Raw genomic sequence first — 25,496 nt, forward strand, 5'->3', positions numbered from 1 at the left:
TGCTTCGTATCTGAAACGCGGCAATAAATCACAGCTTTACTTGTCGTTTTGGGGGTCTTCATAAGCTCTCTAACCTCTTGTCAAATCAGTCTCACTCACTTTTGTGGCTTGATTGGTTCGTTGGTAGTTCAATGTTAACACACTCCTTTACAGAGGCGAGGCTTTTCTTGTCATTTGCCCGCTGACTTAACTGAGCCGGATGTGTGCCCCAGGCAGCATCGATGAAGGCTGACATCATTGCTGAAACTCTGTGGATAATTTCTTCGGCTTGTTCCTCGGAATAACCAAGTTTTTTTACTTTCTCCTTATGCGCTTCAATAATCTCTTTCAAATGAGCAAACTCCACCTGTGTCGGCAATCCACTGGACGTCGATCTTCGTTATTCACTAACTTGATGGTATTGCACCGCGCCACCCTTTTTGGGTGATTAAGGCTTAATTGTTTGTATCTGCAGTGCGATCAAACCCTTATAGCTTTAGTATACATTAGAAGGCTTTGTTATAGCAAATCTATGATTGTACTAAAATAATTTTTACACCCATAGATTATGAAAATATATTGGCTGAATTTAGCTACTGAACGCGGTTATCTATATAGACAACAACAGCTTTAAAGGAATCGGCGAATGACGTGTTTTGAGCTGCCATGTCCATATAGGTATAGCGGTAGACATCGTCTAAAGTCGTGATAAAAGCTTGAAGGAGCAGATCAAGGCGAAGCCAGAAAAGCCGATCAGCCGTGACGACCTGCCTATCGCCACCTGATGAAACAAGTTCCCGCCTTTCACTAACGAGCAGGTCTTCCATTTCCCGTTCTGTCATGAAGTTGATCATAGATGCATGATACCTAATTACTCAGGTATCATGCAAATTTGACACTACCGGCTTCTTGAAAAGTCGCGCGTCAGCTTGTTTCTCTGCCGGTCGAGGCGCTTTTGAACGTAGTTAATCCTACGCTCATTTTCACTATTAATTTCGTGGTTAACGTTCTGCTGAGTCGCGCCGTCCGGTGTTAAATTATGTGTTTTAACGGGTACTTTCCGGCGTTGTAACAAAGCCTCCAGCTCCATCTTCGATACCGGAGCTTGATGGATACGGGCATCACGCTCATAAGCTTTCTTCTGCGCATCTTTATATTGTTTTGTAAGACCAGTTTCTTTCATCAGTCTCACCGTTCGCGCCCTGTGTCTTTGCTTTTGCCCTTAAAGGGCCGCATCGACAGGTAGCCTTTCGTTTGCAGTAAATCCGGCTCGATTGTGTATCCCTCACCGTCCTTTTGCGGAAAAGCGGCAGCGACACGTGTGGAATAGGATTTCCCGTCTTTGCCTTGCGTGACATGGTTGATGATATGGCTGGGCTGGTTTGAGTTTTTTGTATCGTCACTCATGCTATTCTCCTCGTGATTAGGGCGCAGACGGTATGCCTGCGCCCTGTAAGAGGAAGAATGGTGGAGTTTAACTCATGAAGCGGGGGGATAGCCGTCTTAGTATTTGGGGCGATACCCTTGTACATATTGCCATGTACCCTCCGAGTATTGAGGAAGATGTTGCAGGGCAGATGGAACAGGTTCCGTAACAACTTTGCGCCAATGCATACCGAAAAAAGTTTTGACTTGCACTCTATCTATCGGTGGATGGTAAGGGTTTGATAGATAATATCCTGCCATATGACCTTCGTGGAAATAAGGCCTTTTGTCCAGTTCCATAGGGTTGAGGTCTTTGCCAGACATGAAGACAATCATTTTATCTTCATCCATCCTCAAAATCTCGTCAGGCGTTCTTAGCCTGCGAGATTGTTTGGAGCGGTAGGTTTCAACCTGCCTATGAAACCGGTACTCGCCCGCAGCCTCAAACGGATCTTTTCCATTCAGAATGTCATGCACAGCGCGTCTTTTGTGGCGACGAGCTTCTGATTGTTTGAGCTTATCGTCATATTCGAGCGTTTCTTCGCCAAGCATGTCAGAAACCATGCGAGCCGTTTCAATGTCCCGGATCGCGAAGAAAATACGCGTTTGGCTGCTGCCCAGAAATTGCTGGACACCTTCAATGCCATAGTGACGTTTAATCTGGCCTACGTCTTGAAACAGGGCGAACGCTCTTACGCCTGCACCGCGACCATATGTATATGAACGGATTAGAAAATCGGCTCTACCCATTTGTCCGGCCTCATCAACGATTAAATTCAGTCGGGGTGCGGCTGGGGCTTGCGTTTTGTAGGTCAAAGCATTGATCCCAAAAAGACTGACAAGCATGGAGAGTTGTTCAATATATTCAGCGGGAATAACAATGAAGATTTTGCAAGTGCGGTTTGGATTGGTGATATCGTTCATAGAGAAAGTCGGTTTTGTCAGCGACTCTCTAATCTGCGGGTTGTTAAAACAGATTGTGTAAGCATAAATCTCGCCCATGAAATAACCAAAAGACTTGGGATCTTCCTGCTGACGCATAAGCATTTCAGATCCCGTCCGTCTCACATCTTCGAACTCACTGCTGAGCATAACGTCTAGAACAAGTTGCCAGTATGCGAGATCGCCTTCAATTGCATTGATGGCTCGCATGAAATTATCGACATCCACATATCCGTCTTTCAGCGTGAGAGCGATCAGGATAGATTTAATCCAGGACTGAGCAGTGAGTTCAAAATATTTCCCGTTACTGCTGCCGCTCAAGCGAATGATATTGATGGCGAGCATTTCTGCGTTGCTATGCAGCTTCGGGCAGTCGGGTTTGAGCAGGTCGAAAAGATTGACCCTGTCTTGCGGCAGGCCGTGTAATCCAAAGGGGTTAAATATATATACAGGCTGCTTATGTCGGGCGGCATTGTGAATACTGGTGGCCGCGAGTTCACCACGCATATCTACTGCTACCGTATTCTCTTCCGCGCGATCCTTGCAAAGAATATAACTCAATAGACAGGCATGCTTGCCACCACCAGCTCCGGCAATACAGATCAGCGGAGCGTCCCCATCACTATATACCGGCTTTTTCCCAAAAAAACCTATCTGTAGTCCCTTGGGCCGAAACAGACCGGTTTTCTTTACTTCTTGCTCAGTTGCCCAGCTAGCGGAACCAAAACGAAACTCCTCATTAAAGGGATGTGCCATATCAATCTCCTATCGGCACGTCGCAATGAGAAATTGAGAAAGACGGAAAGCTAATGTCAACACAAAGTGACATAAGGTAAAAATCATCAAGACGCTTAGGATTATCCAGCCAATCCGAGCAAACTCCGCGAGGTCATAGCCGTAATGCTGGATGGTAAAATTGACGACTCGGCTCTCTGTATATTCGAAGAAAAATGGGAAAAAGAAGAAGGTTGCCACGACTGCCAACACCTTGGCGACTGGTCCTGAGAAATTTTCAGAATTGGAAGAATTTTTCATGTTCTACCCTTTCATGTTGCTCCGATAAAAGTGCCTTGCGCTGCCGTTGAGCACAGGACTACCAATTTACAGGGTATGGGCTTATGGCAATAAGGCGGGGGGATAGGAGCAATAGGTGCATAATAAAAAGCCTGCCCCGTTGACCGGAGCGGGCTATTTTCTGCAGGTGTAGTTTTTACGGGTTTGGCAGTGCAGTGAAATCGGCTTTGGCGGCGGTCATATAGTTTTTCCAGGCTTTCGTCAGGTTGCGAACTTGCGGTCCAGGCCAGGAACCGTTTTCCGCTTTTCCAATCCCAAGCATCGTCACCGTGCAGCCTTCAAGGTAGCCCGGTTCCATAGGTTCAGGTAGTACGGCAGAACCATTCAGGAGCTTTTTGGGGGAAGGTACGAACCCACTCGCCTCAATGCCATCAGTCGCAATGAGAAGTTGATCTCTGGCAGCACAGTTAAAAGAGCCCCATTCGAGCTGAGCGACGATCTCGGTAGATTGCTGAGCTTGGATATCTCCAGTTGGAATGGACAAAATCAGTTGAGCAATTTTTTTGGCAACGGCCTCTGGTTTATTTCGTTTTGTCAGGCGCACCCGAACGCGGAGCTGATCATCCAGCCTTAGATTGCCAAAGGTCGTAAACGAAACGTAGTCTCCGTAGTTCATTGCCAGGATAGCCTCACTGACCCGGTAGGCGATCAACTGAGAATACGTCTCACTGCTGACTATGGGGTTGGAGGCTGAAAGATCGGCCAACACATGCAGGGTCTTGAAACGATTTTCATCTGCTATGACGGGTTGCGCCAAAATCATGGACAGAAACAGGGCTGCGAGAAGTTTTTTCATGATGTTACTCCTTAACGGGTCTCAGAATTGAAGACAGGACATTGAGCAACGATGGCAGGAATCCGCGCGATAAAAGCTTCGGTATCGTCGATATGGGCTTTGAGCGTTTCCGCCTTTGGCAGGTTCTGAGGAAGAGGATCGCTTTCCATGTCGAACACGTCCGTTTCCTCGCGACGCATATCGGTCATCTGCAGGTAAAGCTTCTTCTGCTCATGCAGCACGGGGCGCATGATCCCTTCAAGTTGCGATGCTACGCGGAAAATGTCCTGGTCTCGCTGGGAGGTATGCGCCTGCTCCAATTGACGTTGCACGCCTGCCAGTTCACGCACATCGCTCAGAAATTTCCGGCAGGTGGCAATCATCGTCCTGGCCAGATAGCGTTTATGGAGTAGGTCCGGCCCTTTTTGACGGACCAAGCCGAGGAGCACATCTGCGACGGCGAGATTAATGAAGACAAGCCCGCCCATGGCAATGGAGGCCATTAAACCCAGATAGGGCTCGATAAACTCCCGGAATGCCGTTGCCCATGACGTTCCGTCGTTATCCAACGTGAGCTCAAAACTGCCATCGCTGAAACTAAAATCACTATTGATGAAAAGCGCGGCAATCCCAACGAAGAAGAATACTGTCATCAGGCGGGAGACCTGACGCAAAACACACATGATGGTGTTATCGCCATCGCGGAGCATTTGCACATGATAGGCGGTAATGGCGGCTATACTGGCAAATGCCATTATATAGACCTTGAAAGGCGTAGGGTCGCTCGGTAGTTCTGCGCCAAAAGTTTCATCGATGATAAAGAACAGCAGCACATATTCTAGACCTGTCGTGAAGGCGACCACTCCCAATCCAAGTGCCATGAGCATTAATAGAATTTGGCACCAGACGAGGTAAGCCTGAGCCTTTACTTTTCGTCGTTTGGCAAAGGCGATAGGCTTTACGCCTACACCCATGAAGTGTTTCCTGGTCATTTACGCCTCCTTATTTTCTAGGGTGCTGGAATCTGCAAACCGCCGGTTCATATGATCGAAATAACTGCTGTCACTTTGCAGGGAGGGGTCCGGTTTTCCGGCAAGTTTGAGGATGGCGATGAAATCCTCCACAAGCGAGAGTTTGAGGTGATCTTCAGCCTGCAAAAGCTCTTTGTGTGCTTTTTGTTGAGGGGATAGTAGAGCCATTGCGTAGGACATCAGAGATGCTTCAGACGGCCTGCGCATTATGGTCAGATCAGATTGAATATCTTCGACAATACGTTTGAGTTCTGATGATGAATTGTTGTGTGACATCGATAATTCCTTTCGATGCGTATGGTTACTGGTCGAGATTTTCTGTTTGGGGGGATTGGTTAGATCCAATCCCCCCCAGCGAAGCGCTTTACCGAGTGAAATGTTTGGCGATTTAGGGTTTTGAAATGCGGAAAGCCAAATCAATCAGCCGCAGCCTATCCAGAAGGCGTGCTTGAGGATTTCTTCTTGGTTCTCTATCTGCGGATGCAATGAAATCTGAGAGCCACCGGAAGCTACCATCGTTATTGAAAGCGTCGTCGATAGCGGTATCCGAGACTATAAACTCTTGCCCGTGAGGCCATAGAATTTTACCGTCAAACCCGTAAATGGTATCCGTGATCCAGTTTGGGATTTCGCGACGGGATATACCTAAATTAGCCGTCGCAACAGCTAGTCGGCTAAAATAACTCTTACTCAGCAACTCGTTGTGAGCCTCAGTATGTATTACGTTTTTCATCCTTGCTCTCCATTGATGAATGGCAGAGCACATGTGCTCAATTTTTATAATTAGGCCGCGCTTGAATGCGCCTCGCGATGAATTCACGGTGGCTGAAAAAAATGAATTCGTAGCGTTGGAAAAGCGTTGGAAAGCTATTTTATGAGGCAAAATACACTTATAAAGAGTGCATTAATATATTATAACTATAATAAAGAGTATTTTAGTGTTTGTTGTTTAAGTGTTGGGGAAGAATGTCATTAGATGAGAATGAGTATGAAATTGAAGGTGATTTAGATGTAGATATTGATTTATTCGAAGATATTTTATCAATCTCCTATTTGCCCCTAGATGTTTTATGCGATGGCAGCTATGCGCGCCGGGTATGGAAAAAAGAGGGTTTCATCCATCGTGACGGCGATCTACCTGCCGTGGAGTATTATCACATTGAAACAAACAAGGTTGTTGCAAGAGAATGGGTGCAATATGGATTGCGCCACAGAGAGAATGATCGCCCAGCTTTTACATGGGAAGAAGGGTGGTTTAATGAAGAAAAAGGCGAATATGTCTCGGGAGACATTATTCAGGTCTACTATCAACGGGGACATATACATAGAGATGGCGACTTCCCAGCAATAACGCAAGACACAGGACAATTTTTAATATGTGAAGTGTGGCTGCAATGGGGAAAGCAACATCGACTGAACAATCCGGCAAAGATAGGTCGGCATTATGAAACAGGAATTATAGATTCTGAAGACTGGAGATTCGCGGGCTTGCCGCATCGGGAAACGGGCAAGGCAGCCTGGATACTTAGAAATGGAGAAACCGGGCAAGTTCAAAGTGAACAATACTTTGAACATGGTAGAGAGGTTGATCGCAATGGAACTCCACTAGAATATCTTAAAACCCAAACTGATCATCTGGATTTCTCTCCTTAAGATAAACACGCTTGTAGCTTGACCTGTTTTTCTATCTACTCGTAAACTGAGAATTGCAGCGACTTACGGGATGTATTGGTGAAATGCGGAATAAGGGTTTTCTTGAAGATGCCATTTTGATGGTAAGAAAAACGAGACCCGATCATCAGCATATTCGACAGAAACTGGTCGAGAAAATCAAAGAAAAATTTCCTGGAAAAAATGGAGCCAACAATAAAGAAATTTATTGGGCGATCCTGCCATTTGGGCGGCATTTTAAAATAGATAACTTTCGCCCACATCAAGAGCAAGAAGATGTCGCGAATAAAGCGAAACGTCAATTAGCTGATGTTCAACGTGGCAAAGCAGCAGATGAATTGACGGCACCATATCTTGCCTGGCTTTCCTATCATCACCCTAAGGATGCAGAAGAAGTTTATCGGCTTGCTGGATTGGAGCCTAGAAAATTTGAGGGGCCTGAACCCGCTCTGGAAGATGAAGTTGTTGATGTCGTTTCAGGGGCACGTGTTCATCAAGTGTACTTCAATAAGGAACTGGTTCTAGACATTCTTTCCCGCGTATTTGAAACGCAAAAAGGCATTGATAAAAAACAAATCCTAGATGCTTTATCCAGTGAATTTGAAACACAAAAAGAGATTCAGAAGGGCCATTTATTAGATCTTCTAAGTGAAGAATTCGAGAAACAAGAAGGCATTCAAAAAGAGCAGATATTAAATACGCTCTCATATGAGTTTTCAAAGCAGGAGAATGTTCTAGAGGAAAAAGTTAACCTTGGCTTCTCCCGTATATTTGGAAAACGAAAATATATATATGCTTTTGCTGCTTCTGTGGTTCTTGGCTTAATTACTCTTGCTGCAGCAATGTTGTTCATTGAAAAGAATGCGGAACTAAGATCAATTGATGAAATTGAGCTGGCCACGAAAGAAAGGGAAGAAAGCACTCAAACAATTATTCGCGCAATCACTATGGATCGGCAAGGTTTCTTTGAGCTAGTGGATCAAATAGTTGAACAGAGAAAAGCAGAATTTCCAAATCTCACTTTTGAAGAAATTACTGAAAAAGTAAAAACCGAGTTTGAAAAGTATTTGGAGTATCGTGAGTCAATCGGTCTTATAGCAAACGACTCTTCACAGGATGCAAGGTTGATTGCTAGGAAGGAGTTTGACTCAGGAAATTTTAAAGCAGCACATGAAACATTGCTTGATGCAGTAGAGAACTGGAAGAAAAGTCAGAATGTCCTTGGGAATCTCCATCTAAAGCAAAAGCAAGAGGTGGCGAACAATGGACTTACACTTTATGTCGAATTGGCTTCAATGGCTCGGACACAATTAGAGTTCGAAGTAGCCGCAGACTATTTTGAGAAAGCAGCAGAACTAGCGGGGGATGGCAAAGGACCCTTGTACAGATTAGCTGCGGTGGATTCACTATATGAAAAGGGCATAGGGTTTGGAGATGTAAAGTCATTAGAAAAATCTCTTAAAAAGCTCCGCAACTTGATTGTAAATATACCAGATGAAAATGAAACGGCTTTGGTCAGTAGCCAGCAATTGTTGTATGCAATTATGAATTCTTTGGCAAATTTATCTAAGGATAACAAACCTCTAGAAGAAGCTGAGGCAATGCTTCGAGATGAACTAAATAATTGTAATAATCAAAAAGTATTGAAAGAAAGTTGTTATCGTATTGGTCTTTCTTTAAGCGCTATTTTGCGCAATAGAGGAACCCGCTCAACCATTAGTGATAAAGGATGGCAAGCTCATAGAGATAGACTAAATGATTCAGTTCATTTTGGAAAAGTAGCAGTACGCCACTCAGAAATTTTGGGAGAAAATGAAAAGCTGAAAGCGACCTTGTATTTGCAAAGATCTTTAGTCGTTTTTGGTGATTTTGTTGGTGATACTGAGCTTCGAAAAACAGCTGAATATGTAATTTACGAACATTATGAGAGCTTAGCTGCAGAAATAAATGAAGGAAAACATGGGTGGCTAACGGAGCTATATATTTTGACTTGTTTAGATAACAGGTCGTTTGCAAACGAGTTTCATATTGAGAATGCAATATCATTGTTGAGAAAAGAAATTAAGGGGCACAAGGAAACAAAGCCGTATCAATGGGCATTATATAAAACAACAATTGCTTTCAATCTACGCCGACTATGGAAGTTGAAAGACAATCTCTATTTTTTGGAACAAGGTATCTCTGAGTTTGAAGAGGCATTCACAATTATTGATGAGAAGTTTCCAAAAGAGTTGGCTATGAACCAGATTAACTTTGCCATTTTAGTGTCTGATTACGGACGAGAAAAACAAGATGAAAAAAGCTTAGTAAAAGCTGCAAGGCTTTTAAAAGCGGCTGCAGACGCATTTTTAGCAATAAAACAGTTTCCCGATAGGCGATTGGCTTTGAGTAATCTTGCCATTGTGCTCCGCCGCCTCGAACAGTTAAGTCAAGCAACATGTTTAAAAGAAACTAGGGAAATAGTTGAGTCTGAAGAGAAAAATTTACTAGATTATTTTAATACGTCAGAAACTCTTTTTGCGAAAGAGAACATCGGAGACTCTGATCTTAAAAAATTTTATAAACGACACTTTGGGCTTAGTGTAATTGCACAAATTACCTCCAAAACTTTTGATAAATGTTTTGGCGATAACTTAAGCACTTTTAAAGGGCGGCTGGATTAAAAATACTAACCACTCACCCGCATTTCCTCGGCCTGCCTGGAAAGCGCCCCCGTTTGGCCGCTTCGGCTAAGCCTGCGAGTGTTCTTTCGCGGATGATTTCCCGCTCAAGCTGCGCCACTGCCCCGAGGATATGAAATACAAACTCGCCCATCGGCGTGGAGGTATCGATTTTTTCCGTCAGGGACTCCATGAACGCACCGCGTTGGTTGAGCGTATAGTTAATCTCAATCAGATGCTTGAGCGAACGACTCATCCGGTCGAGCCGCCAGATCAGCAGCGTATCGCCGGACTTCACGGCCTGTAGTGCTCTGTTGAATTCTGGTCGCTCAGCCTGGGTGCCCGAAACGCCTTTATCGCTGTAAATACGCTCGCATCCGGCGCGGTTCAAAGCTGAAATCTGAAGTTCAAGGTTCTGTTCAGCCGTGCTGACACGAGCATATCCGATTTTGTGGGGCATGGTGGCGGTCTTTCATGTTGCAAGGGCTCTTGGGGCGCGACCACCCGGCCATTTGCGCCTGCAACACACCACACTGAATAAACGACCGTTTTTATAAATCGCTACAGCGCGATTCACAACGGCTTCCGCCATCTACGCAAGTCCTGACAAGTCAAGGACTTACCTTTTGATACGCAACGTACCACAAAATGAATAATAAAATCAATAAAAACGGTCCTTTTTTACTCTGTATACGTAAGGATGCGAAGTAAAAATACAAAGCCATCTTCTGTAATTGAACATAGAAAAAGGCAGGTGCAAAATGGCACTGAGCAGTTTGAAAAAAGGATTTGCAGGACGCGCTGCTGCTATTGGGTTCGGCGCGATGGCTGCTGTGACCCCACTGTCATACAGTTTTGCTGACGATGGACGTCCGCCAATAACATCTGCTGTTGAAAGGCAGTTGCCAGTTGCAATGGTCGAAGACTCTGGGCGCGCCGCCGGGGCGTATGCTCGCCAGAATCCCGGCATAGCCGTTTCGGTATTTCTAGGAACTGAATCGAGCGTCACACCTCAGCAAATCCAGACTATCTTGACAGGTGATTTTAGGCGCGAAGGCGTCTCAGACCCTATCACGTTCTTCTTTGATCAGAACGATACAGCCGGCACAGGCGTGGCATACTACTTTGATAATTATGTAGACGGTCCTTTTAATCTCGCGGAAGCGCGTGGTCAGGCCGCTGAGACCGCCAGAGATTATGCGTGGAGAAAAGAGCGTGGGCTTTTAGCATCCGTATCGTACCAGGAATACAATCAATAGCCTAGCCGTTGAGAAATGCGTTATCGGCGCTGGCAACGTTGACTTCATTGATCTCTGCATCGCGCTCAGCATCGTATGCTTCATCTAATTTTCTAGTTGAGGCGACATGTTCCACTTTTTGCCTCATTTCCTCTCTTGCCTGAAAATCAGCGTCCTCTGATACTTCGGCGCTGCGACGTTCTCTTTCATCGTCACTAATGCCAGCTTCATTCACGTATTCTTTCTGCTGTTCCGCCTTCCGTAACTGCCATCCGTCCTGCGCCATTCTAGCCAATCGGTAGAGTTCAGGGTCATCCATGTATTCCGGTTTGATGTTGCCTTCGTCATCGATCATTTCGTCCATGAAAGCCTGATCAAGCCGCTTATAATAGTGCTCGATACTTTCGCCCTCGCGCCGCTCCAATGTCTCTGGGGCCAGAATGCGTTCACCGAATGTAATTCTCCAATCTTCACCATAGTGCTCTGAGAAGTAGTCATTTGCTTCGTCGATTTTGTTCTGCAACCATTCGATCTGGCCATTGAGCTGGTCAAGGAGGGCTTGAAACGCCATTTCGGCGGTAGATTTGCGGTCGCGTTCTTCGGCAGACTGGCGGGCTTCATCGAAAGTCGCCGCGAGCGCTGCACCGGTTGCCCCGAAACTCTCACGGCTCCTGCTTTGCTGGCCGAGCAGGCGCTCGTTGGCCGCTTCACCGCCGACAATCGAAAAAATATTCTCTCTGAATTCCACCAAACTCATTTTGGTTTCCCCATTTACGCGCCTGAAGCCTTTAGCGGCTTTCTTATCGTTTTGAAATATAAGCAAAAATATATTCCAGCCTTAGCTGGTAGCTTTATTATTCCCTATACGGATGAAAATATTATGAAAAATAGAAGCAATTTATCTCAAATTTTATGTTTTAGGCGGGCGCGGACCGCTTCTGAGACCGCACAAAGCATCGACGACATAGCGCCATTCCACCGGATCGGCTTTAACAACCCGTCCCGTGCGCCAGTTTGATACTTTATTGACGGTTAAGGATTGAAGCTCAGGAGGGCGGCGTCGTACGAGCAGAGCCGGTGTGATCCCGGTTTTTTCGAAGAGACCGTTAAGTTCCCGGCGCATGGTCGATGTTATCGTAATATGTCCAAGTTTCGAACCCTTGCTCCCGACACGTTTCGCATCTGGCAGGCTGGTAAGAATATCCCACAGTGTATCGAACAACTCCCGATCAAGTGCACAAGCATTGCCTCGTTTCAACGCGTCACGATTGGCAGGGGAGAGCGCAACGCCGTGGTGCGATGTGACGTAATTGGCAAACTGCGTGACAGACAGCCGTCTGACCTTCAATTCTGCCACGAATGCTTCAAGCTGATCTGCCGTTGGATAGCCTGTATTGCCTTGATCGAGAGTCATACCCGTATTCTAGAAACGATAAAGAAGCTCTCCAAGCAATCCGGGGGTGGTCAGGAAGGATAACTGTGGAGAAATATCAGACCGGACACGATACGAACCTCTAACATGTTAAGAGATGACGTTAGCGCTGTCCAATATTAGGCTATCTTTCTGCAACAGGATAGGTACCGGCCTCTTGCGTTGCGTTCCGGGTGAATTTTTCTGAAGAATAAACCTTCGTTGCTCTGACTAAGTATGGAAGACGAAGAGACGCCAGACTGCATTTGACAAAAGATGTGCGTCAATATTTGCCTTTATGCAACGAAATTTTGTTTGTACATCGTGACCGAAAAACGGGCAAGTCACTGAGCGGCAAACGAATTCCATACAATTATATTGCTTGACTGGATTTACAAATATCTAAACATCGCAAGATGTGCGGTGTACTACACCGCATCTTGGCAAGGGAGCCCGCTGCGCGCTCCCGTTGCATCCCTCCGGCAGTGGCTCTTTCACAGGCATTGAACCCGTCTCAGAGCCATCAGAACGTATCGCCGTTCCACCACTCGCAGGGTTTGGAGAATGACCTCTCCACCTGCACCAAACCATGTCTAAACGTATGGCCGTTTAATCACCACCAAGGCGTATGCCGCCCATGGACCCGCACCATGATTTCGCCTATGGATACGACCAAAGGGCCTTCGTGCCCCTTGGAACCCTGACCATTTCATGGAGACCAACTCTGCGCGGTTTGGATGGCTTTGGTGTATATCGTCACATTGTTTAATTGAGGAATTATCGTCGCAAATGAAATTATTTCCGGTCAAAAATTGGTTTCATTTTTATTTACCGATAAGCATCAACTAATTGCACATTGCAACAAAGTGATGCAAAGTGATTCTAGAGTTGTGATTCTCCTGTAGACAGAACATATAGAGAACATTATCATGGGTGCAGCTAAAAAAGGACATAGAATAACCGTATCGCTACCGAACTCCGATTATGCCATTCTTTCTGCCCTTGCTGAGCGGTACGATATTTCGCTGTCATGGCTTGCAAGGAAGGCCATTACGGATTTTCTTGAACGCTACGAGAACGAAGAGGTGCAGCTTCCCCTGGGCCTCGGACATGCTTTGAGGAGCGGGCTGCATGACAAATAAAAAATTTAAAACGCTTTCATTATTTTCGGGCGCAATGGGACTCGATCTTGGAATCGAGAGTACCGGGCGCTTTGATCTGCTTGCATGCGTTGAGAAAGAAACAGCATTCTGTGAAACCATCCGTCGTAATCGTGATGCTGGCCGTCTGCCGAAAAAACTTCGCGTTTACGAAGGTGATATCACGGACGTCTCTCCTGAAAAGGTCATGGAAGAATGCGGTCTGAAACCAGGAGAGCTTGATCTCTTGATTGGAGGACCCCCATGTCAATCTTACAGCACCGCTGGCAAACGGGGGACAACCCAAGACCCACGCGGTATGTTGATTTGGCAATTCTTGAGATATGTTGAGGTGATGCAACCCAAGTTTTTTGTCATGGAGAATGTCCGTGGCCTCGTATCTGCTGCCTTAAAGCATCGTCCGATAGCTGACCGTCCTGAGAAGGGAGGCCCACCTCTCTCCGAAGCGGAAGAGCGCGGCTCGGTTATCCGCCAGTTCGCGCGCGATCTTCAAAAGCGTGGCTCTGTCGCTTACCATATGGATTGCTTTGAAGTAAACGCTGTGAACTACGGTGCGCCGCAACTCCGCGAGCGTGCTGTCTTTATTGGGAATCGCTACAACAAGCGTGTTGATTTCCCTGACCCTACGCATGGACACCGCGAACCAGGGCTTTTGCCATGGCGGACGCTTCGTGACGCTATCGGCGGACTAAATGATCCAGGCCAAGTCATCATGGATTTTAGCCCACGCAAAAAGAGCTACTTGAGTCTTGTGCCAGAGGGCTCAAATTGGCGCAGCCTCCCTGAAAATGTTCAAAAAGAGTCAATGGGCCGCGCCTGGCTTGCAAAGGGGGGGCGGTCTGGCTGGTGGCGTCGGCTGAGTTTCGATTTGCCGTGTCCGACACTGGTAACGATGCCTAACCATGCCAGCACGGCCCTTTGCCATCCCAACGAAGTACGGGCGCTATCGCTCAAAGAGTACGCTCTAATCCAGGAATTCCCATCTGATTGGGAGTTCTTTGGGACACCGATGCAACAATACGCGCAGGCTGGTAACGCTGTGCCGGTGCGTCTTGGGCGGGTGACCGGTGAGGTGGTTGCACAAGCATTGGACGAACTCAGAGCTAATCGCTGGCGAAATGAAAATGGCAAGATCGAGGATTACCGCATCGTATATGTCCAGTCCCATGTCCGTACACGGCAGTGGTACAAAAACGGCAAGACGAAAGTCTGGGAAGATGGAAAAACAAATAAAACCGTTCGTTATGCTTCGCCCGTGACGCGACGAAGTGAGCGTAACATGGCGGAGGTGTAATATTGGCCGGTCATCCTGATTTACCCAAAAATGTTCCCGCCCTTCTTCTTAGCAAGAAGGAGATTTTTGATAGTTTAAAAAGGATAGACGGGGACTCCAAGGCACGCGAGAGAATTCTTGCTATGGAAAATGAATTCCATTCTAAGATAGGAACTCACATAAAAGGACTTCCGAAAGCGAGTTCAAAATTCGCAAAATTCTACACGAGCCCTTTTGTTTTGATGTTTTATTCTAAGCAGAGATCATATTCTCATGTAGCTGAAATCGAGGAAGACCTAGTTCCGGCCAAAGTGTTTTCTTCTATGGAAACATCAGCTGGAAACATGGTCGAGAAGGTGGTGCTGCCGATTTATGGTTGGGAAGTCGTCCACAGTGCTATGCACTCGCACGAATCACTACTTGATGGGCGTAAGATCGATCAAACGGGCGGTAAATTCGTTGGCGTAACGCTCAAGAGCGGGCCACGAACCCTCAATGACGATATGGCCAAGAACATAGGAAATGAACTGGTCGAACGTGCGCCATCATGGGCGGTTAACCATAGCGTCAAAGAGGTCGATTTTACCTACGGCGTGCTGTATGGAACTAAAAAACAGTCCAATAAAAAGGACTGGCATATTCTTCGGAATATTGATGAGCACAGACCTCGTCAATCTTCACTCTCTGTTTCACATAAGGGGGCTTGGTCTATTGCTTATTCGGATGGCCCGCTCATCGTTTCTGCGACCGTTCGTGTCGGTATTGAGTGGTGGGAATATCTTGGTGGAAAAGATACTTGGATTGAGTTGTGCTGCGCATTAATCCGGTCTTGTATCACACCGGCCAGTGATTCTCAGCCGCCACCTAACTATACTATTTCTGATCTGCCAGATATCCTTGATACGTCATTTTTAGATAATGGCTACAACGTGTCTGTATTGCAACGGAGTCAACTCGAATGGCTACTGTTTTTGGCGCGGCACTTTTCGGATGGTTTCAAAGAAGGATAATCGGATAGATTCACAATGCTGCTGGAAAATGAAATCGGTGCGTAACAAGGACACAAAGCTGAAAATGGCGGCCCATCGTCTCGTCTATGTCGTGGGATATCGATGCCGACTTCATCGACGCCATTAGCTTGGAATCCCGACCTTGTATTCGGGTCTCATCGGAAAGTTATATTCTTGCATCTTTGTTTCTGGTGCCACCACCAAGAGCTCGAATGACTGATTGTGCATTTACCGACGCCAAAATGTGATTACTAGCATTCCAAGCTAGAGCATAACAAGAAAGGTATGCCACAAACCAAACAGTGCTTGATGTACTTGGCTGGCATGTGTTCATGGTTTGGGAATACAATCACAGCTAAAACATCCCGATGTTCTGGTTGTGTGATTCAAAGACCTCCTCAAGCCGGCGGATGGTTTCCTTCTGCGAGACTGGTGTTAAGCCCATCATCCCCCGCAGAGATGGTCACACCATCTTGAACGTTGGCCGCCGTTGCGGCGAGAGCAATGGCAGCTTCTTTCAGTGTCTCCGGTTCATTCGCCGCCAGCGGGGCATAAGCATCCCCCATCATCATTTTGTAGTGGCCGTCATGGCCTGTTTCTTCGAAAATGCGCTGAAAGACTGCTAGATACCTGTCAACCTGTCCGGGGTCGCAGGACATAAATAGATCGTCGTTCGCGAAATGCGAGCCGTCGTTGATCCAGGAAAACAGCGAGGCGCAGATCATCTTCTCTTGCCCCTCGAATTTTTCGACAATCTCATCGGGCGCGATGCCGCCGAAAAACTTGAAGTAGTGCTCAAGGATACGACGCATAACGTTCTGGATTGCAGTTTCCGAAGGCGGCTTTTGCCTGACTTCCCGCCATAGCAGCTCATAGCTGGACTTGATGGGATTCTCGGAAGACGAAACAAGTTCGGATCGCTTGGAGGTTTTCCGAACGATCCAGAAAGTTTCGTCATGCATCGCATCGGCACCGCTGCGGTTCTTATGGAATGTGATTTCCTTATGAAAGTAGATGTTATGCGTCAGCACAAACACCTGCTTGATTGCGTTGTTTCCAGCACGCATCTCGTTGATAATGCCCTTGATCAGGTTACACACGATGAACAGGATATCAGCATCCAGGCTCGATACCGGATCATCGAAGACCACGATGCGGTCTGTGTTTGCGCCGGTTGCAGAAAACGACCCTTTGATATGGTGGTAGAAATACAGGAAGGTGATGAAGGATTTCTCGCCTTCGCTCAGTGTCCCTTTGGCGTCTTCACCGCCGGGTCGCTTGACTTCGTAAAATCCCTCATCGGTGCTTTCCACGAGGTGGAAGTTTACAAAGCCAAATGATTTCAGAAGCTTGTTGATCGCTCCAATCGTCGGCTTGATGCTGGTAATCTGTTTCTCGGTGTCTTCAATTTCCTGCCGCTTTTCTTTCAGTTCTTCTTCACGCTGCGTGATATTATCTGTCAGATTAGCGATCGCCGTATCCAAGTTCCCGCTGGCCTCTTGATACGCGTCAAAAAGTGGCTTGGTATCTTCGAGCAACCGCCGCCACACTTGCGTAATCAGAGTTTTCTTGCGTGCGTCGAGATTATTCAGTGTGTCGTTATTCTCCTGAACTTTGGCGTTAGCCGTATCCACATGCGTATCCACCGCCGCGACAAGCGGTTGTGTATCCTTTAGTGTGACCGGTGTACTCGGCTCCTTCTTTTTCCCTGCGATTGAGCCACAGTTGGCTTCAAGGGCAAGCCGCAGCGCTGAAAGGCTACTCTCGAAAGCATCGTGGTCCAGAAACAGCGACTCGATCACAGCCGGAACCTGGTACGTGTCGAGCAGCGCCTTTGCCTTTTCCTCATAGGCGGCACGCAGACTTTCAATGGCGGCAAGATCGCTGACGTAGCTTTCATCGAAATAGTCTTCAAGGCTTTGCCGGAAGGCCGTGTCCGTCGTCTGTTGGCAAAACGGACATTGATCATCCAGTTGATCGAAATATTGCTGCCCTTGCTGGACCCAATCGCTGTTGCCGAGCTTTTCAATCACAGCCGCTATATCGACGTCATCCTTGCCGATGATTTTTTTGGCCAGAATTCCCGACGATTCCAGCGTCAAGAGCGGCTGGCTGTCAGGTTTCGGAAGAACGGATGCCTGCGTCAGGGAAGCCGAGAAGACAGTCGCGGCGTCATCCCGTAGCGCGCCGACTTCGCGCAGTTCCGCTTCGTTCTTTTCGGCTTCCGAAAGGTAACGCTGGCAGAACTTCTTCTTGTTGTTATTCAGGCCGGAGAAAGCGTCATCAAGATCGCTGTAGCCCCGCTTGGCGTTCCAGACATCTTCGATCAGCTTTGCGTCGAGATTGTCGCGCTCCTTCTGTTTGCCACCTGCGCCATCCTCACCGTTCAGCGTCTTTTTCAGGCTCCTGAGCTTCTTGTCGATCTCGTCTTCGCCGGTCTTAAGGTTTGCAATTTTTTTGACAGCTTCGACATTGCCTTCGCCGAGGGTATAGACCCCCCTGATGCTTCCCGGCGTATCGAAATGCTTCTCAACGAAATCGCGATTGTAGACGCGCGTATCGAGTAAGTTTCCTGCCGTCCAAGTTATAGTGCTGTCGGCATTGATATTTGTGCCCGCAATGACACGTGAAATCGTCGTTTTGCCGGAACCGTTTGGACCGAAGATAAAATTCAGCGCCTTAAGGCCATTCAGACCGGCTCCTGTCGCATCGTAAGAACCTTCATTTGCTAAATGTATTTCTTCAATCATCCGATATCCAGCCCGCCAGAACGTAAGTTTCCTGAGGTTGCCATCCAAGTGTATGTGTTGACAAGATTTTATTAGTGTGCGGTTGCTGTATAATTTCGTTCGCAACTGGATACAGGTGCACCATCTCGGATCGGGCTTTCGTAAACCAAGCCCGCTTGGGGCGGTCTTGGCCATTCGGCTTCAATCCCTCGTGCAAAAGACTTAGGGGCCAGCCCCTCTGCGCACTTCAGACAAAAATAGAGCGGTCTCCCGAGGCTCGGCTGCGCCTGCGCCCGCCGCCGATTTTTTCTTCCGTTTGCACACCCCGTTTTCGCCAAAGGGCAAGGTTGCATGAGCAACCCATACCCAATGAAAGGGATGTACAGATGAAAACACAGCAATCAGAAATTGGAATCTATGTCGCCTGTTTAGCGTCATACAATAACGGAATTCTGCACGGGCGTTGGATAGATGCGACCCAGAGCGTTGATGAAATTCACGCTGAAATCACTTCGATGCTGAAATCCTCAACAATGCGAGACGCTGAAGAATGGGCAATCCACGATCACGAAGGCTTCGAAGGCATTCAGGTCAGCGAATTTGAAAGCATCTCACGCGTTGTTGAATTGGCCACTTTCGTCTCGTTTCATGGGGCGCTAGGCGTCAAGCTTTATGAGCATTACGGCTCTTTGGGTGATGCTGAAATCGCGATGAACGATCACTACGCTGGAGAGTTCGTCTCGCTTGCCCATTTCGCGCAGGACATAACCGAGCAGTCCGTGGATACGCCTTCGCAGCTTGAATATTACATAGACTGGGAAGCCATGGGGCGAGATATGGCGATCAACGACGTCCTTGCCATAGAAATAGGTATGAACAAAGTCCATGTGTTTTGGGCGCATTGAGTGACCCGCCCGCCCCGACGGGTGTGCACCCAGCTCTGGGCTGGCGCGGTTTTTTAATCATACGCTTGGGGCTGGACAACAAATCTTCGCTTTTGAACAGCTTCAGACGGATAAAAGTGGCTAGCGATAGTGTCCCTGCTGCCTTCCCCGAAACGCCATTGAGAAAGGGACAAGCCCCAAGTTACTATTGTGAACACGATAGGGCGGGGATTGGTAGTTTAATATATAGATTATATGCTCAGCTATATTGAGTTTCTAGATATAATTACAAACTTGAAATTGGTTTGAGTATGATGTATTATACTCAATATGACTGAGCAAAGTTTATCACCTCTAAACCGACTTGAAAAAGACCTGCCAGAAGGGCTGGTCGTCGATGCCGCGTGGCTGGAAGAACGCGGCATAGCCAGCAACCTGCGCGCCTATTACGTCAAGAGCGGCTGGCTGGAGCAGCCGGTGCGCAGCGTTTACAGACGCCCGCGCGGCACGCTAAGCTGGCAGCAAGTCGTTATATCGCTTCAGACGCTGTTGCTACGAACCCCGCTTGTCGTCGGGGGGCGGACGGCGCTGGAACTACAAGGGTTTGCGCATTATCTTTCGCATGAGGTCAAGACGGTTCATCTTTACGGACCGAAGAAACCGCCCGCCTGGCTGCAAAAGCTAACCCTTCCCCAGCGCTTTGCCTATCATAACAGTGCAACGTTATTCCGAAACGACCCCATCACATTCGGACTGGACAGTCTTGCCTGGGATATATCGGATGGAAGCGGGCGCGATCCGGGTCGCTTTCAGGGCGGTAGTCTGGCAAGGATCACCTGGGGACAATGGGACTGGCCTCTGACGCTCTCACAGCCAGAGCGCGCTTACCTCGAAATGCTCAATGAATTGCCAGGCCATGAAAGCTTCCATCAAGCCGATATGATCATGCAGAGCGCCGCAAATTTCAGCCCGAGGCGGCTGCAAAAGCTGCTCGTCGATTGTGACATCGTGAAAGTAAAGCGCCTGTTTTTCTTCTTCGCGGATCGACACCAGCACGCATGGCTCAAGCGCCTGGACAAGGAGGCAATCAATCTTGGGAAGGGCAAGCGAATGCTTGTGCCCGGAGGCAGGCTTGATCCTGTTTATCTGATAACTGTGCCGGAGGATCTTGATGCCGTTTCGTGATCAATACCAAGGACAGGTTCGGCTTCTCATGCGTCTTCTTCCCATCGTGGCGCACGAAACCTGCTTTGCGCTCAAAGGCGGCACAGCCATCAATCTCTTTATCCGCAACCTGCCGCGTCTCTCGGTCGATATTGATCTCATGTATCTGCCAATGCATGACAGGCCGAAAGCACTGGCCGAGATCGATGCGGCTATGAAACGGATCGAAACGACGGCGCTGGCCGAACTTCCCGGCGCGCGAGTTTCACAGAACGTTAGCGAGGGAACGATACTGCGCCTTCTGGTGATGGCGGACGGAACGCAGGTGAAGATTGAAGTCTCGCCGGTGCTGCGCGGTGTGGTCAATGAGCCGACTGTGCTTCCGGTTACTGAGGCGGTGGAAGAGACATTCGGTTACGCGGAAACGATGGTTGTATCCTTCGAGGATCTGTACGCGGGCAAACTTGTCGCGGCACTGGATCGCCAGCATCCTCGCGACCTCTTCGATGTTCGAGAATTGCTCGCCAAGGAAGGGCTGACGGACGCGTTGCGTGAGACTTTCATTGTTTATCTGCTCAGCCACAACCGCCCCATGGGTGAAGTGCTTTCCGGTCGTGTTAAAGACCTGGCAAGTGAATACCGCAATGGCTTCGAAGGGATGACTGAAGAAGTGGTGACTATAGAAGACTTGATCGAAACCCAACATACGATGATCGGTACTTTGATCGGTGGAATGCCGGATCGTCATCGTGAGTTTCTAATCGGGTTTGAGCGCGGCGCGCCGAACTGGTCGTTGCTTGGGATTTCTCATGTCGCAGATCTTCCGGCCATACGCTGGAGGCAGCGAAATCTCGACAAACTTGCCCCGGACCGGCGTTCTGCGCTGATCGATTTGCTGCAAAACTCCCTCCAACGGCGCGCATAAAACAACCGCTTCTCGGGCTTGATGCCGAAAAGCGGTTATTGTGTTACAGGCCGGGTGAGCGTACCGCCAATTCAGCTTTGATACTGTGCAGTGATGCCAGAGCATTGTCGCGCTCTTGCGATCCGCATTGCGCGGATGCAGCGGAGTTGAAAGCCTCACGATAAAGAGCATGCAATTCGGCAGTGCTGCGCGAAGCTGCTTCGAAGCGGGTGATGAGTTTCATGGCTCACCTCCTGTTGTTTGTCAGGAGGCCCCGAACCGTTCAGGGCCTTTCGGCCCTCGCACCCATCATCCTCGGCCATAAGAAGGCGCTGATGGTTCGGGAAGACGCAAATGACAAACCGGATGGATGAGGAGGGAAATCAGGGATTGCTTTGCGATGAATGGCCTTCGTCGCCATTGCCGACTTTGCTCAGAGTGGCTCGCAGCTATTCGCCGTTCCCCTGACCGGACGCGGAGACGCGCATCAATATCCTGCCCGCACCAGTTCGCTTGGTGCTCACCCGTGTTGGAAATGACGCGGCACTCCTTTGCCTCCGGTCTTTTCGAGGGACGTTAGCAAGCCAACCCGAACAAAGGAGATTAATCATGGCCCGCAATACCACCAACCAATCGCAGGAACACACCCGCGAATTCCGCGCACCCAAGTATCTTGCGTGGCACGTCACCCAAAAAGGCGAGAAAGCCTTTTGGAACAAGGTCGGCGTAGCCTGGATGCACAAGGACGAGAAGGGCTACACGCTTCAGCTTGAAGCCCTGCCAGTCGGCGGTCGCATCGTCCTGCGGCAACCGCTCGAAGATACCTCCACACCAGCAAATGACGAGGGGCGCTCATGAGCGCCCCTCTCATCACCGCTCAGATAGAGTGGCACGGTATTGCGATCAGCATCAGCTATCGTGAAAGCCGTTGGAAATCGGATTTCGATCACATTGAAGTTTGTGTCGCTGGAGGCGAAGAAATTCCGATCACGGAAACCGGTTACCGTTCCCACTTCCTGCCACATGGCATCGTCGATGAATTTGGCGGCGCGGAAAGTTATGTCATTGCGTGGCTCGACCATGAAGCGGAAAAGCCGGAATGGAAACGCCGTGCCGAAGCAGCACGCCAGTATTCGTTGTTGTAGGCTGTGCGTATCACCGAAAAACAGGGCTGCCGGTTGGTAGCCCATTTGCCATGCGCTAGGAAGCCGTCGTTTCCATCATATTTTTGATGTCCCGCATAGGCGGGGCTCCGAACATACGACTGTATTCACGATTGAATTGCGAAGGACTTTCGTAGCCAACCTCAAACGCAGCACTCGCTGCATCGAGATGCTCGGCGAACATGAGGCGACGTGCTTCATTCAGGCGCATCTTCTTTTGAAATTGCAGCGGGCTCATGGCAGTCATGGAGCGGAAGTGGTTGTGGAACGCCGACGCGCTCAGACCGGCCTTGTCCGCTAAATCTTCGACCCGAAACGACTTGTCGAAGTTCGCTGCCAGCCAATCAATAGCCCTGGCAATCTGATAGCTGTGCGATTCACTCGACACGATTTGCCGGAGTCGGGGGCCTTGCTCGCCTTTGAGAAGGCGGTGGTAGATTTCTTGCTGAATGAGCGGGGCTAACGTCGGAATGTCTTCCGGATACTCCAGCAGATCGAGCAATCGCAAAAAGGCATCCAGGAGCTGCGGCGAAAGCGCGCAAACCGCGACCCCCAATCGCTTTTTGGGCGCTTTGGTCGAAGGCATGTCGTGGTTCAGTATCATGCGAGCAATAGCTTTCAAATCTAGCTCAAGCGTGAGCCCAAAATACGGCTCGTCCTCGCTTGCCTCCACAATTTGCGAGACAACCGGAAGATCGACAGAGGTGATCAGAAAGTTGTATGCGTCAAAAGCAAAGGACTGGTCTTCGAGATACAATCGCTTTCGCCCCTGTCCGATGAGGCAAATACTGGGCGCAAGCATATAGCTCGTTGGCTCTGTTGGTGCGGGCCAGTAGTGTAGCGAAAGCCCTTCGATGTTGGTGTCCACTCGATTTTCATCAGAGGTCCATCGGGCAATTCTTCCCGCTAGCCCCCGATAATTAATGCGCTCTGGATCTTCAGTAGATATTTGACTATTTCCATATTTATCCATTGTTTTTCCGTGCCTTAGTCATGCTCTTTTGTACCTGAGGCTTGGGGTAAGGATAGAGCGGCCATAAGGTCTTAGCAACAAGCATCTCCCTGCATGAATAGAAATAGGCAATAATCCAATAGGATTGATCTATCCCATTTAACGTACCCTGACATATTCTGAAATTGTAAGGCAGCGTCTCAAAGCGGCTCTGCATTGAAACTTTTGACCCCAGCGAAATGGGGGATGGGGCGCACAGATTGAGCTCCAGCCAAACACAACAAAAGGAGAGCGTCATGCCGAGCAGATCGACTGACCGAAAGCACACCAATTTCACGCGCGCTTCGATGCTGTTGGCACTGTCATTGATCGCAGGATCAACAATGGGCGGCGTGGCCAACGCTCAAGAGAAAGGAGTCCCAGCCATGAAAGTCATTAAGAAAGCAGATCAGGAAACCGTTGAAGGACCGGCGGATTGGTTCACCGGCAAGGCCACAATCACCGGCATGTTTTCAAGGGAAGAGCCTTCCCGCGTGACCGGCGCAATCGTGACGTTTGAGCCGGGTGCCCGCACCGCCTGGCACTCCCACCCGCTCGGTCAGACACTTATTGTCACAGACGGCATTGGCTGGACGCAGGTCGAAGGCGAGGAAAAGGTCGAGTTCCAGGAGGGCGACATCATGCTGTGCCCGAAGGACAAGAAGCACTGGCACGGTGCAACGCCAGACTCCTCCATGACGCATATCGCCATTCAGGAAGCGCTCGACGGCAAGAATGTCGAGTGGATGGAGCACGTTACCGACGAAGAATATCTGGGGGATGCGGACTAACTGTCAGGCGTGAAGGCGGACAGGCAACCCCCAAACACATGAAAGGATCAGATATGATCAGTACACATAAACCTCAAAGAAAACTGCTCAGGGGAGCTGTTCTGGCAAGCCTGGCGTTTGGTGCCTGGATTTCGTCCGCTTCAGCAACCCCTGCAAACAGCACAACAAGGACAAACGACATGCAACTCACTCAGGAATGGGACAAGACCTTCCCCAAAAGCTCAAAGGTTGATCATGAGAAGGTCACCTTCACAAACAGATACGGTATTACGCTAGCAGCCGACCTTTACCTGCCCAAGGATCGCAGCGCGCCGCTTGCCGCCATTGCCATCAGTGGCCCGTTCGGCGCGGTTAAGGAACAATCTTCGGGTCTCTACGCTCAAACTATGGCTGAACGCGGCTTTGTCACGCTGGCCTTTGATCCCTCATATACGGGTGAAAGCGGAGGGGAACCGCGCAATGTCGCTTCGCCTGATATCAATACCGAGGACTTCAGCGCGGCTGTGGATTACCTTGGCCTGCTTTCATATGTGAACCGCGAACGTATTGGCATCATCGGCATTTGTGGTTTCGGTGGCATGGCGCTGAACGCCACAGCGATCGACAAGCGCGTCAAGGCCGTCGTCGCGAGTACAATGTATGACATGACGCGAGTCATGTCCAAGGGCTACAATGATAGTGTGACCCTCGAACAGCGTACCCAGATGCTGGAGCAATTGGGTCAGCAACGCTGGCAGGATGCAGAAGATGGAAGCCCGGCCTACGGTCCGGTTTCCCTCGAACTCCAAGGAGGTGAGCCCCAGTTCGTCGTCGAATATGCAGCCTACTACAAATCAAAGGAACGTGGCTTCCATCCGCGCGCGATTAACTCGAACGCATCCTGGTCTGTAACGAACCCTCTGTCCTTCATGAACATGCCGATCCTGACCTATATCGCGGAAATATCGCCACGTCCGGTTCTGATCATTCACGGAGAAAAAGCCCACTCACGCTATTTTAGTGAAACGGCCTATGAAGCGGCTGCCGAGCCGAAGGAATTGATGATTGTTCCGGATGCTACGCACACCGATCTCTACGATCAGCTTGACAAAATTCCGTTCGACAAGATCGAATCCTTTTTCGAAAGCAATCTGAACTGAAGACGGAACCGACAACACATCCCGTCGCATCGGACTTGCGAACAGCGGCTTCAACCGCAGGTGAGTTGAACACCAGTCTCTC

Annotated in this window: 29 protein-coding genes; 13 read left to right on the forward strand and 16 right to left on the reverse strand. The window is 48.8% G+C overall.

Annotated features, from left to right (window positions below; translation table 11 throughout):
• Positions 1–91: 91 nt before the first annotated feature.
• From AAC599_RS03435 to AAC599_RS03480, 10 genes are all read right to left on the reverse strand, one after another.
• On the reverse strand, positions 92–331 hold the full coding sequence (locus AAC599_RS03435; protein ID WP_340148998.1) for a hypothetical protein: 240 nt from the start codon (positions 329–331) through the stop codon (positions 92–94).
• Positions 332–572: 241 nt separating this feature from the next.
• The gene (locus AAC599_RS03440; protein WP_340148999.1) at positions 573–821 is read right to left on the reverse strand and encodes a hypothetical protein; all 249 of its coding nucleotides are present in this window, start codon (positions 819–821) and stop codon (positions 573–575) included.
• A 56-nt stretch (positions 822–877) separates the two neighbouring features.
• Entirely contained in the window at positions 878–1,162 is a 285-nt protein-coding gene (locus AAC599_RS03445) for a hypothetical protein (protein ID WP_340149000.1), read from the reverse strand.
• 5 nt (positions 1,163–1,167) lie between these two features.
• On the reverse strand, positions 1,168–1,386 hold the full coding sequence (locus AAC599_RS03450; RefSeq protein WP_340149001.1) for a hypothetical protein: 219 nt from the start codon (positions 1,384–1,386) through the stop codon (positions 1,168–1,170).
• A gap of 96 nt (positions 1,387–1,482) precedes the next feature.
• Positions 1,483–3,102 (reverse strand): type IV secretory system conjugative DNA transfer family protein, encoded by a 1,620-nt coding sequence (locus AAC599_RS03455; protein ID WP_340149002.1) that lies wholly within the window; start codon positions 3,100–3,102, stop codon positions 1,483–1,485.
• Positions 3,103–3,111: 9 nt separating this feature from the next.
• Positions 3,112–3,381, reverse strand: a complete 270-nt coding sequence (locus tag AAC599_RS03460; RefSeq protein WP_340149003.1) for a hypothetical protein — start codon at positions 3,379–3,381, stop codon at positions 3,112–3,114.
• Between the two features lie 175 nt (positions 3,382–3,556).
• Positions 3,557–4,216: a hypothetical protein gene (locus tag AAC599_RS03465; protein WP_340149004.1), complete on the reverse strand. Its 660-nt coding sequence runs from the start codon at positions 4,214–4,216 to the stop codon at positions 3,557–3,559.
• A gap of 11 nt (positions 4,217–4,227) precedes the next feature.
• Complete coding sequence (locus AAC599_RS03470) at positions 4,228–5,187, reverse strand: hypothetical protein (RefSeq protein ID WP_340149005.1); 960 nt, start codon at positions 5,185–5,187, stop codon at positions 4,228–4,230.
• Complete coding sequence (locus tag AAC599_RS03475; RefSeq protein ID WP_340149006.1) at positions 5,188–5,502, reverse strand: hypothetical protein; 315 nt, start codon at positions 5,500–5,502, stop codon at positions 5,188–5,190.
• Between the two features lie 112 nt (positions 5,503–5,614).
• Positions 5,615–5,959: a hypothetical protein gene (locus tag AAC599_RS03480; RefSeq protein ID WP_340149007.1), complete on the reverse strand. Its 345-nt coding sequence runs from the start codon at positions 5,957–5,959 to the stop codon at positions 5,615–5,617.
• Between the two features lie 233 nt (positions 5,960–6,192).
• On the opposite strand from AAC599_RS03480, the gene AAC599_RS03485 reads away from it, so the two are divergent.
• Together AAC599_RS03485 and AAC599_RS03490 are read left to right on the forward strand one after the other, a co-directional pair.
• Positions 6,193–6,879, forward strand: coding sequence for a hypothetical protein (locus tag AAC599_RS03485; RefSeq protein WP_340149008.1), 687 nt, complete (start codon positions 6,193–6,195; stop codon positions 6,877–6,879).
• An 83-nt stretch (positions 6,880–6,962) separates the two neighbouring features.
• On the forward strand, positions 6,963–9,560 hold the full coding sequence (locus AAC599_RS03490) for a hypothetical protein (protein WP_340149009.1): 2,598 nt from the start codon (positions 6,963–6,965) through the stop codon (positions 9,558–9,560).
• A gap of 13 nt (positions 9,561–9,573) precedes the next feature.
• Here the strand turns inward: AAC599_RS03490 and AAC599_RS03495 are convergent, their stop codons facing one another.
• Entirely contained in the window at positions 9,574–10,017 is a 444-nt protein-coding gene (locus AAC599_RS03495) for a recombinase family protein (RefSeq protein WP_340149010.1), read from the reverse strand.
• A gap of 301 nt (positions 10,018–10,318) precedes the next feature.
• Here AAC599_RS03495 and AAC599_RS03500 point away from each other — a divergent pair, with 301 nt between their 5' ends.
• Positions 10,319–10,816 (forward strand): hypothetical protein, encoded by a 498-nt coding sequence (locus AAC599_RS03500; RefSeq protein WP_340149011.1) that lies wholly within the window; start codon positions 10,319–10,321, stop codon positions 10,814–10,816.
• A 1-nt stretch (position 10,817) separates the two neighbouring features.
• Here the strand turns inward: AAC599_RS03500 and AAC599_RS03505 are convergent, their stop codons facing one another.
• Together AAC599_RS03505 and AAC599_RS03510 are read right to left on the reverse strand one after the other, a co-directional pair.
• A complete protein-coding gene (locus AAC599_RS03505; RefSeq protein ID WP_340149012.1) occupies positions 10,818–11,552 on the reverse strand; it encodes a hypothetical protein in 735 nt (244 codons plus the stop codon).
• A 153-nt stretch (positions 11,553–11,705) separates the two neighbouring features.
• On the reverse strand, positions 11,706–12,209 hold the full coding sequence (locus AAC599_RS03510) for a hypothetical protein (protein WP_340149013.1): 504 nt from the start codon (positions 12,207–12,209) through the stop codon (positions 11,706–11,708).
• Positions 12,210–13,135: 926 nt separating this feature from the next.
• On the opposite strand from AAC599_RS03510, the gene AAC599_RS03515 reads away from it, so the two are divergent.
• The 3 genes from AAC599_RS03515 to AAC599_RS03525 are packed head-to-tail and all read left to right on the forward strand — an operon-like array spanning position 13,136 to position 15,649.
• A complete protein-coding gene (locus AAC599_RS03515) occupies positions 13,136–13,348 on the forward strand; it encodes a ribbon-helix-helix protein, CopG family (RefSeq protein WP_340149014.1) in 213 nt (70 codons plus the stop codon).
• Positions 13,338–14,660: a DNA cytosine methyltransferase gene (locus tag AAC599_RS03520; RefSeq protein ID WP_340149015.1), complete on the forward strand. Its 1,323-nt coding sequence runs from the start codon at positions 13,338–13,340 to the stop codon at positions 14,658–14,660. The genes AAC599_RS03515 and AAC599_RS03520 overlap by 11 nt, the downstream gene beginning before the upstream one ends.
• 2 nt (positions 14,661–14,662) lie before the next feature.
• Complete coding sequence (locus tag AAC599_RS03525) at positions 14,663–15,649, forward strand: PmeII family type II restriction endonuclease (protein WP_340149016.1); 987 nt, start codon at positions 14,663–14,665, stop codon at positions 15,647–15,649.
• Between the two features lie 398 nt (positions 15,650–16,047).
• Here AAC599_RS03525 and AAC599_RS03530 read toward each other — a convergent pair whose 3' ends face one another.
• Complete coding sequence (locus AAC599_RS03530; protein ID WP_340149017.1) at positions 16,048–18,399, reverse strand: AAA family ATPase; 2,352 nt, start codon at positions 18,397–18,399, stop codon at positions 16,048–16,050.
• A 365-nt stretch (positions 18,400–18,764) separates the two neighbouring features.
• Between AAC599_RS03530 and AAC599_RS03535 the strand changes: the two genes are divergently transcribed.
• From AAC599_RS03535 to AAC599_RS03545, 3 genes are all read left to right on the forward strand, one after another.
• A complete protein-coding gene (locus tag AAC599_RS03535; protein WP_340149018.1) occupies positions 18,765–19,283 on the forward strand; it encodes an antirestriction protein ArdA in 519 nt (172 codons plus the stop codon).
• Positions 19,284–19,592: 309 nt separating this feature from the next.
• Positions 19,593–20,447: a type IV toxin-antitoxin system AbiEi family antitoxin domain-containing protein gene (locus AAC599_RS03540; protein ID WP_340149019.1), complete on the forward strand. Its 855-nt coding sequence runs from the start codon at positions 19,593–19,595 to the stop codon at positions 20,445–20,447.
• The gene (locus tag AAC599_RS03545) at positions 20,434–21,351 is read left to right on the forward strand and encodes a nucleotidyl transferase AbiEii/AbiGii toxin family protein (protein WP_340149020.1); all 918 of its coding nucleotides are present in this window, start codon (positions 20,434–20,436) and stop codon (positions 21,349–21,351) included. Before AAC599_RS03540 ends, AAC599_RS03545 begins: the two co-directional genes overlap by 14 nt.
• Before the next feature lie 43 nt (positions 21,352–21,394).
• Here AAC599_RS03545 and AAC599_RS03550 read toward each other — a convergent pair whose 3' ends face one another.
• The gene (locus tag AAC599_RS03550; protein ID WP_340149021.1) at positions 21,395–21,574 is read right to left on the reverse strand and encodes a hypothetical protein; all 180 of its coding nucleotides are present in this window, start codon (positions 21,572–21,574) and stop codon (positions 21,395–21,397) included.
• Between the two features lie 365 nt (positions 21,575–21,939).
• On the opposite strand from AAC599_RS03550, the gene AAC599_RS03555 reads away from it, so the two are divergent.
• Complete coding sequence (locus AAC599_RS03555) at positions 21,940–22,188, forward strand: hypothetical protein (RefSeq protein ID WP_340149022.1); 249 nt, start codon at positions 21,940–21,942, stop codon at positions 22,186–22,188.
• Entirely contained in the window at positions 22,185–22,475 is a 291-nt protein-coding gene (locus tag AAC599_RS03560; RefSeq protein ID WP_340149023.1) for a hypothetical protein, read from the forward strand. The genes AAC599_RS03555 and AAC599_RS03560 overlap by 4 nt, the downstream gene beginning before the upstream one ends.
• A 55-nt stretch (positions 22,476–22,530) precedes the next feature.
• Here the strand turns inward: AAC599_RS03560 and AAC599_RS03565 are convergent, their stop codons facing one another.
• Positions 22,531–23,466, reverse strand: coding sequence for an AraC family transcriptional regulator (locus tag AAC599_RS03565; protein WP_340149024.1), 936 nt, complete (start codon positions 23,464–23,466; stop codon positions 22,531–22,533).
• Between the two features lie 404 nt (positions 23,467–23,870).
• Here AAC599_RS03565 and AAC599_RS03570 point away from each other — a divergent pair, with 404 nt between their 5' ends.
• Positions 23,871–24,275 (forward strand): cupin domain-containing protein, encoded by a 405-nt coding sequence (locus AAC599_RS03570; RefSeq protein ID WP_340149025.1) that lies wholly within the window; start codon positions 23,871–23,873, stop codon positions 24,273–24,275.
• 179 nt (positions 24,276–24,454) lie between these two features.
• On the forward strand, positions 24,455–25,414 hold the full coding sequence (locus tag AAC599_RS03575; RefSeq protein ID WP_340149026.1) for an alpha/beta hydrolase: 960 nt from the start codon (positions 24,455–24,457) through the stop codon (positions 25,412–25,414).
• The last annotated feature ends 82 nt before the right edge of the window (positions 25,415–25,496 follow it).

Origin of the sequence: uncultured Sneathiella sp. (assembly GCF_963976355.1) — a bacterium.
GTDB lineage: Bacteria > Pseudomonadota > Alphaproteobacteria > Sneathiellales > Sneathiellaceae > Sneathiella.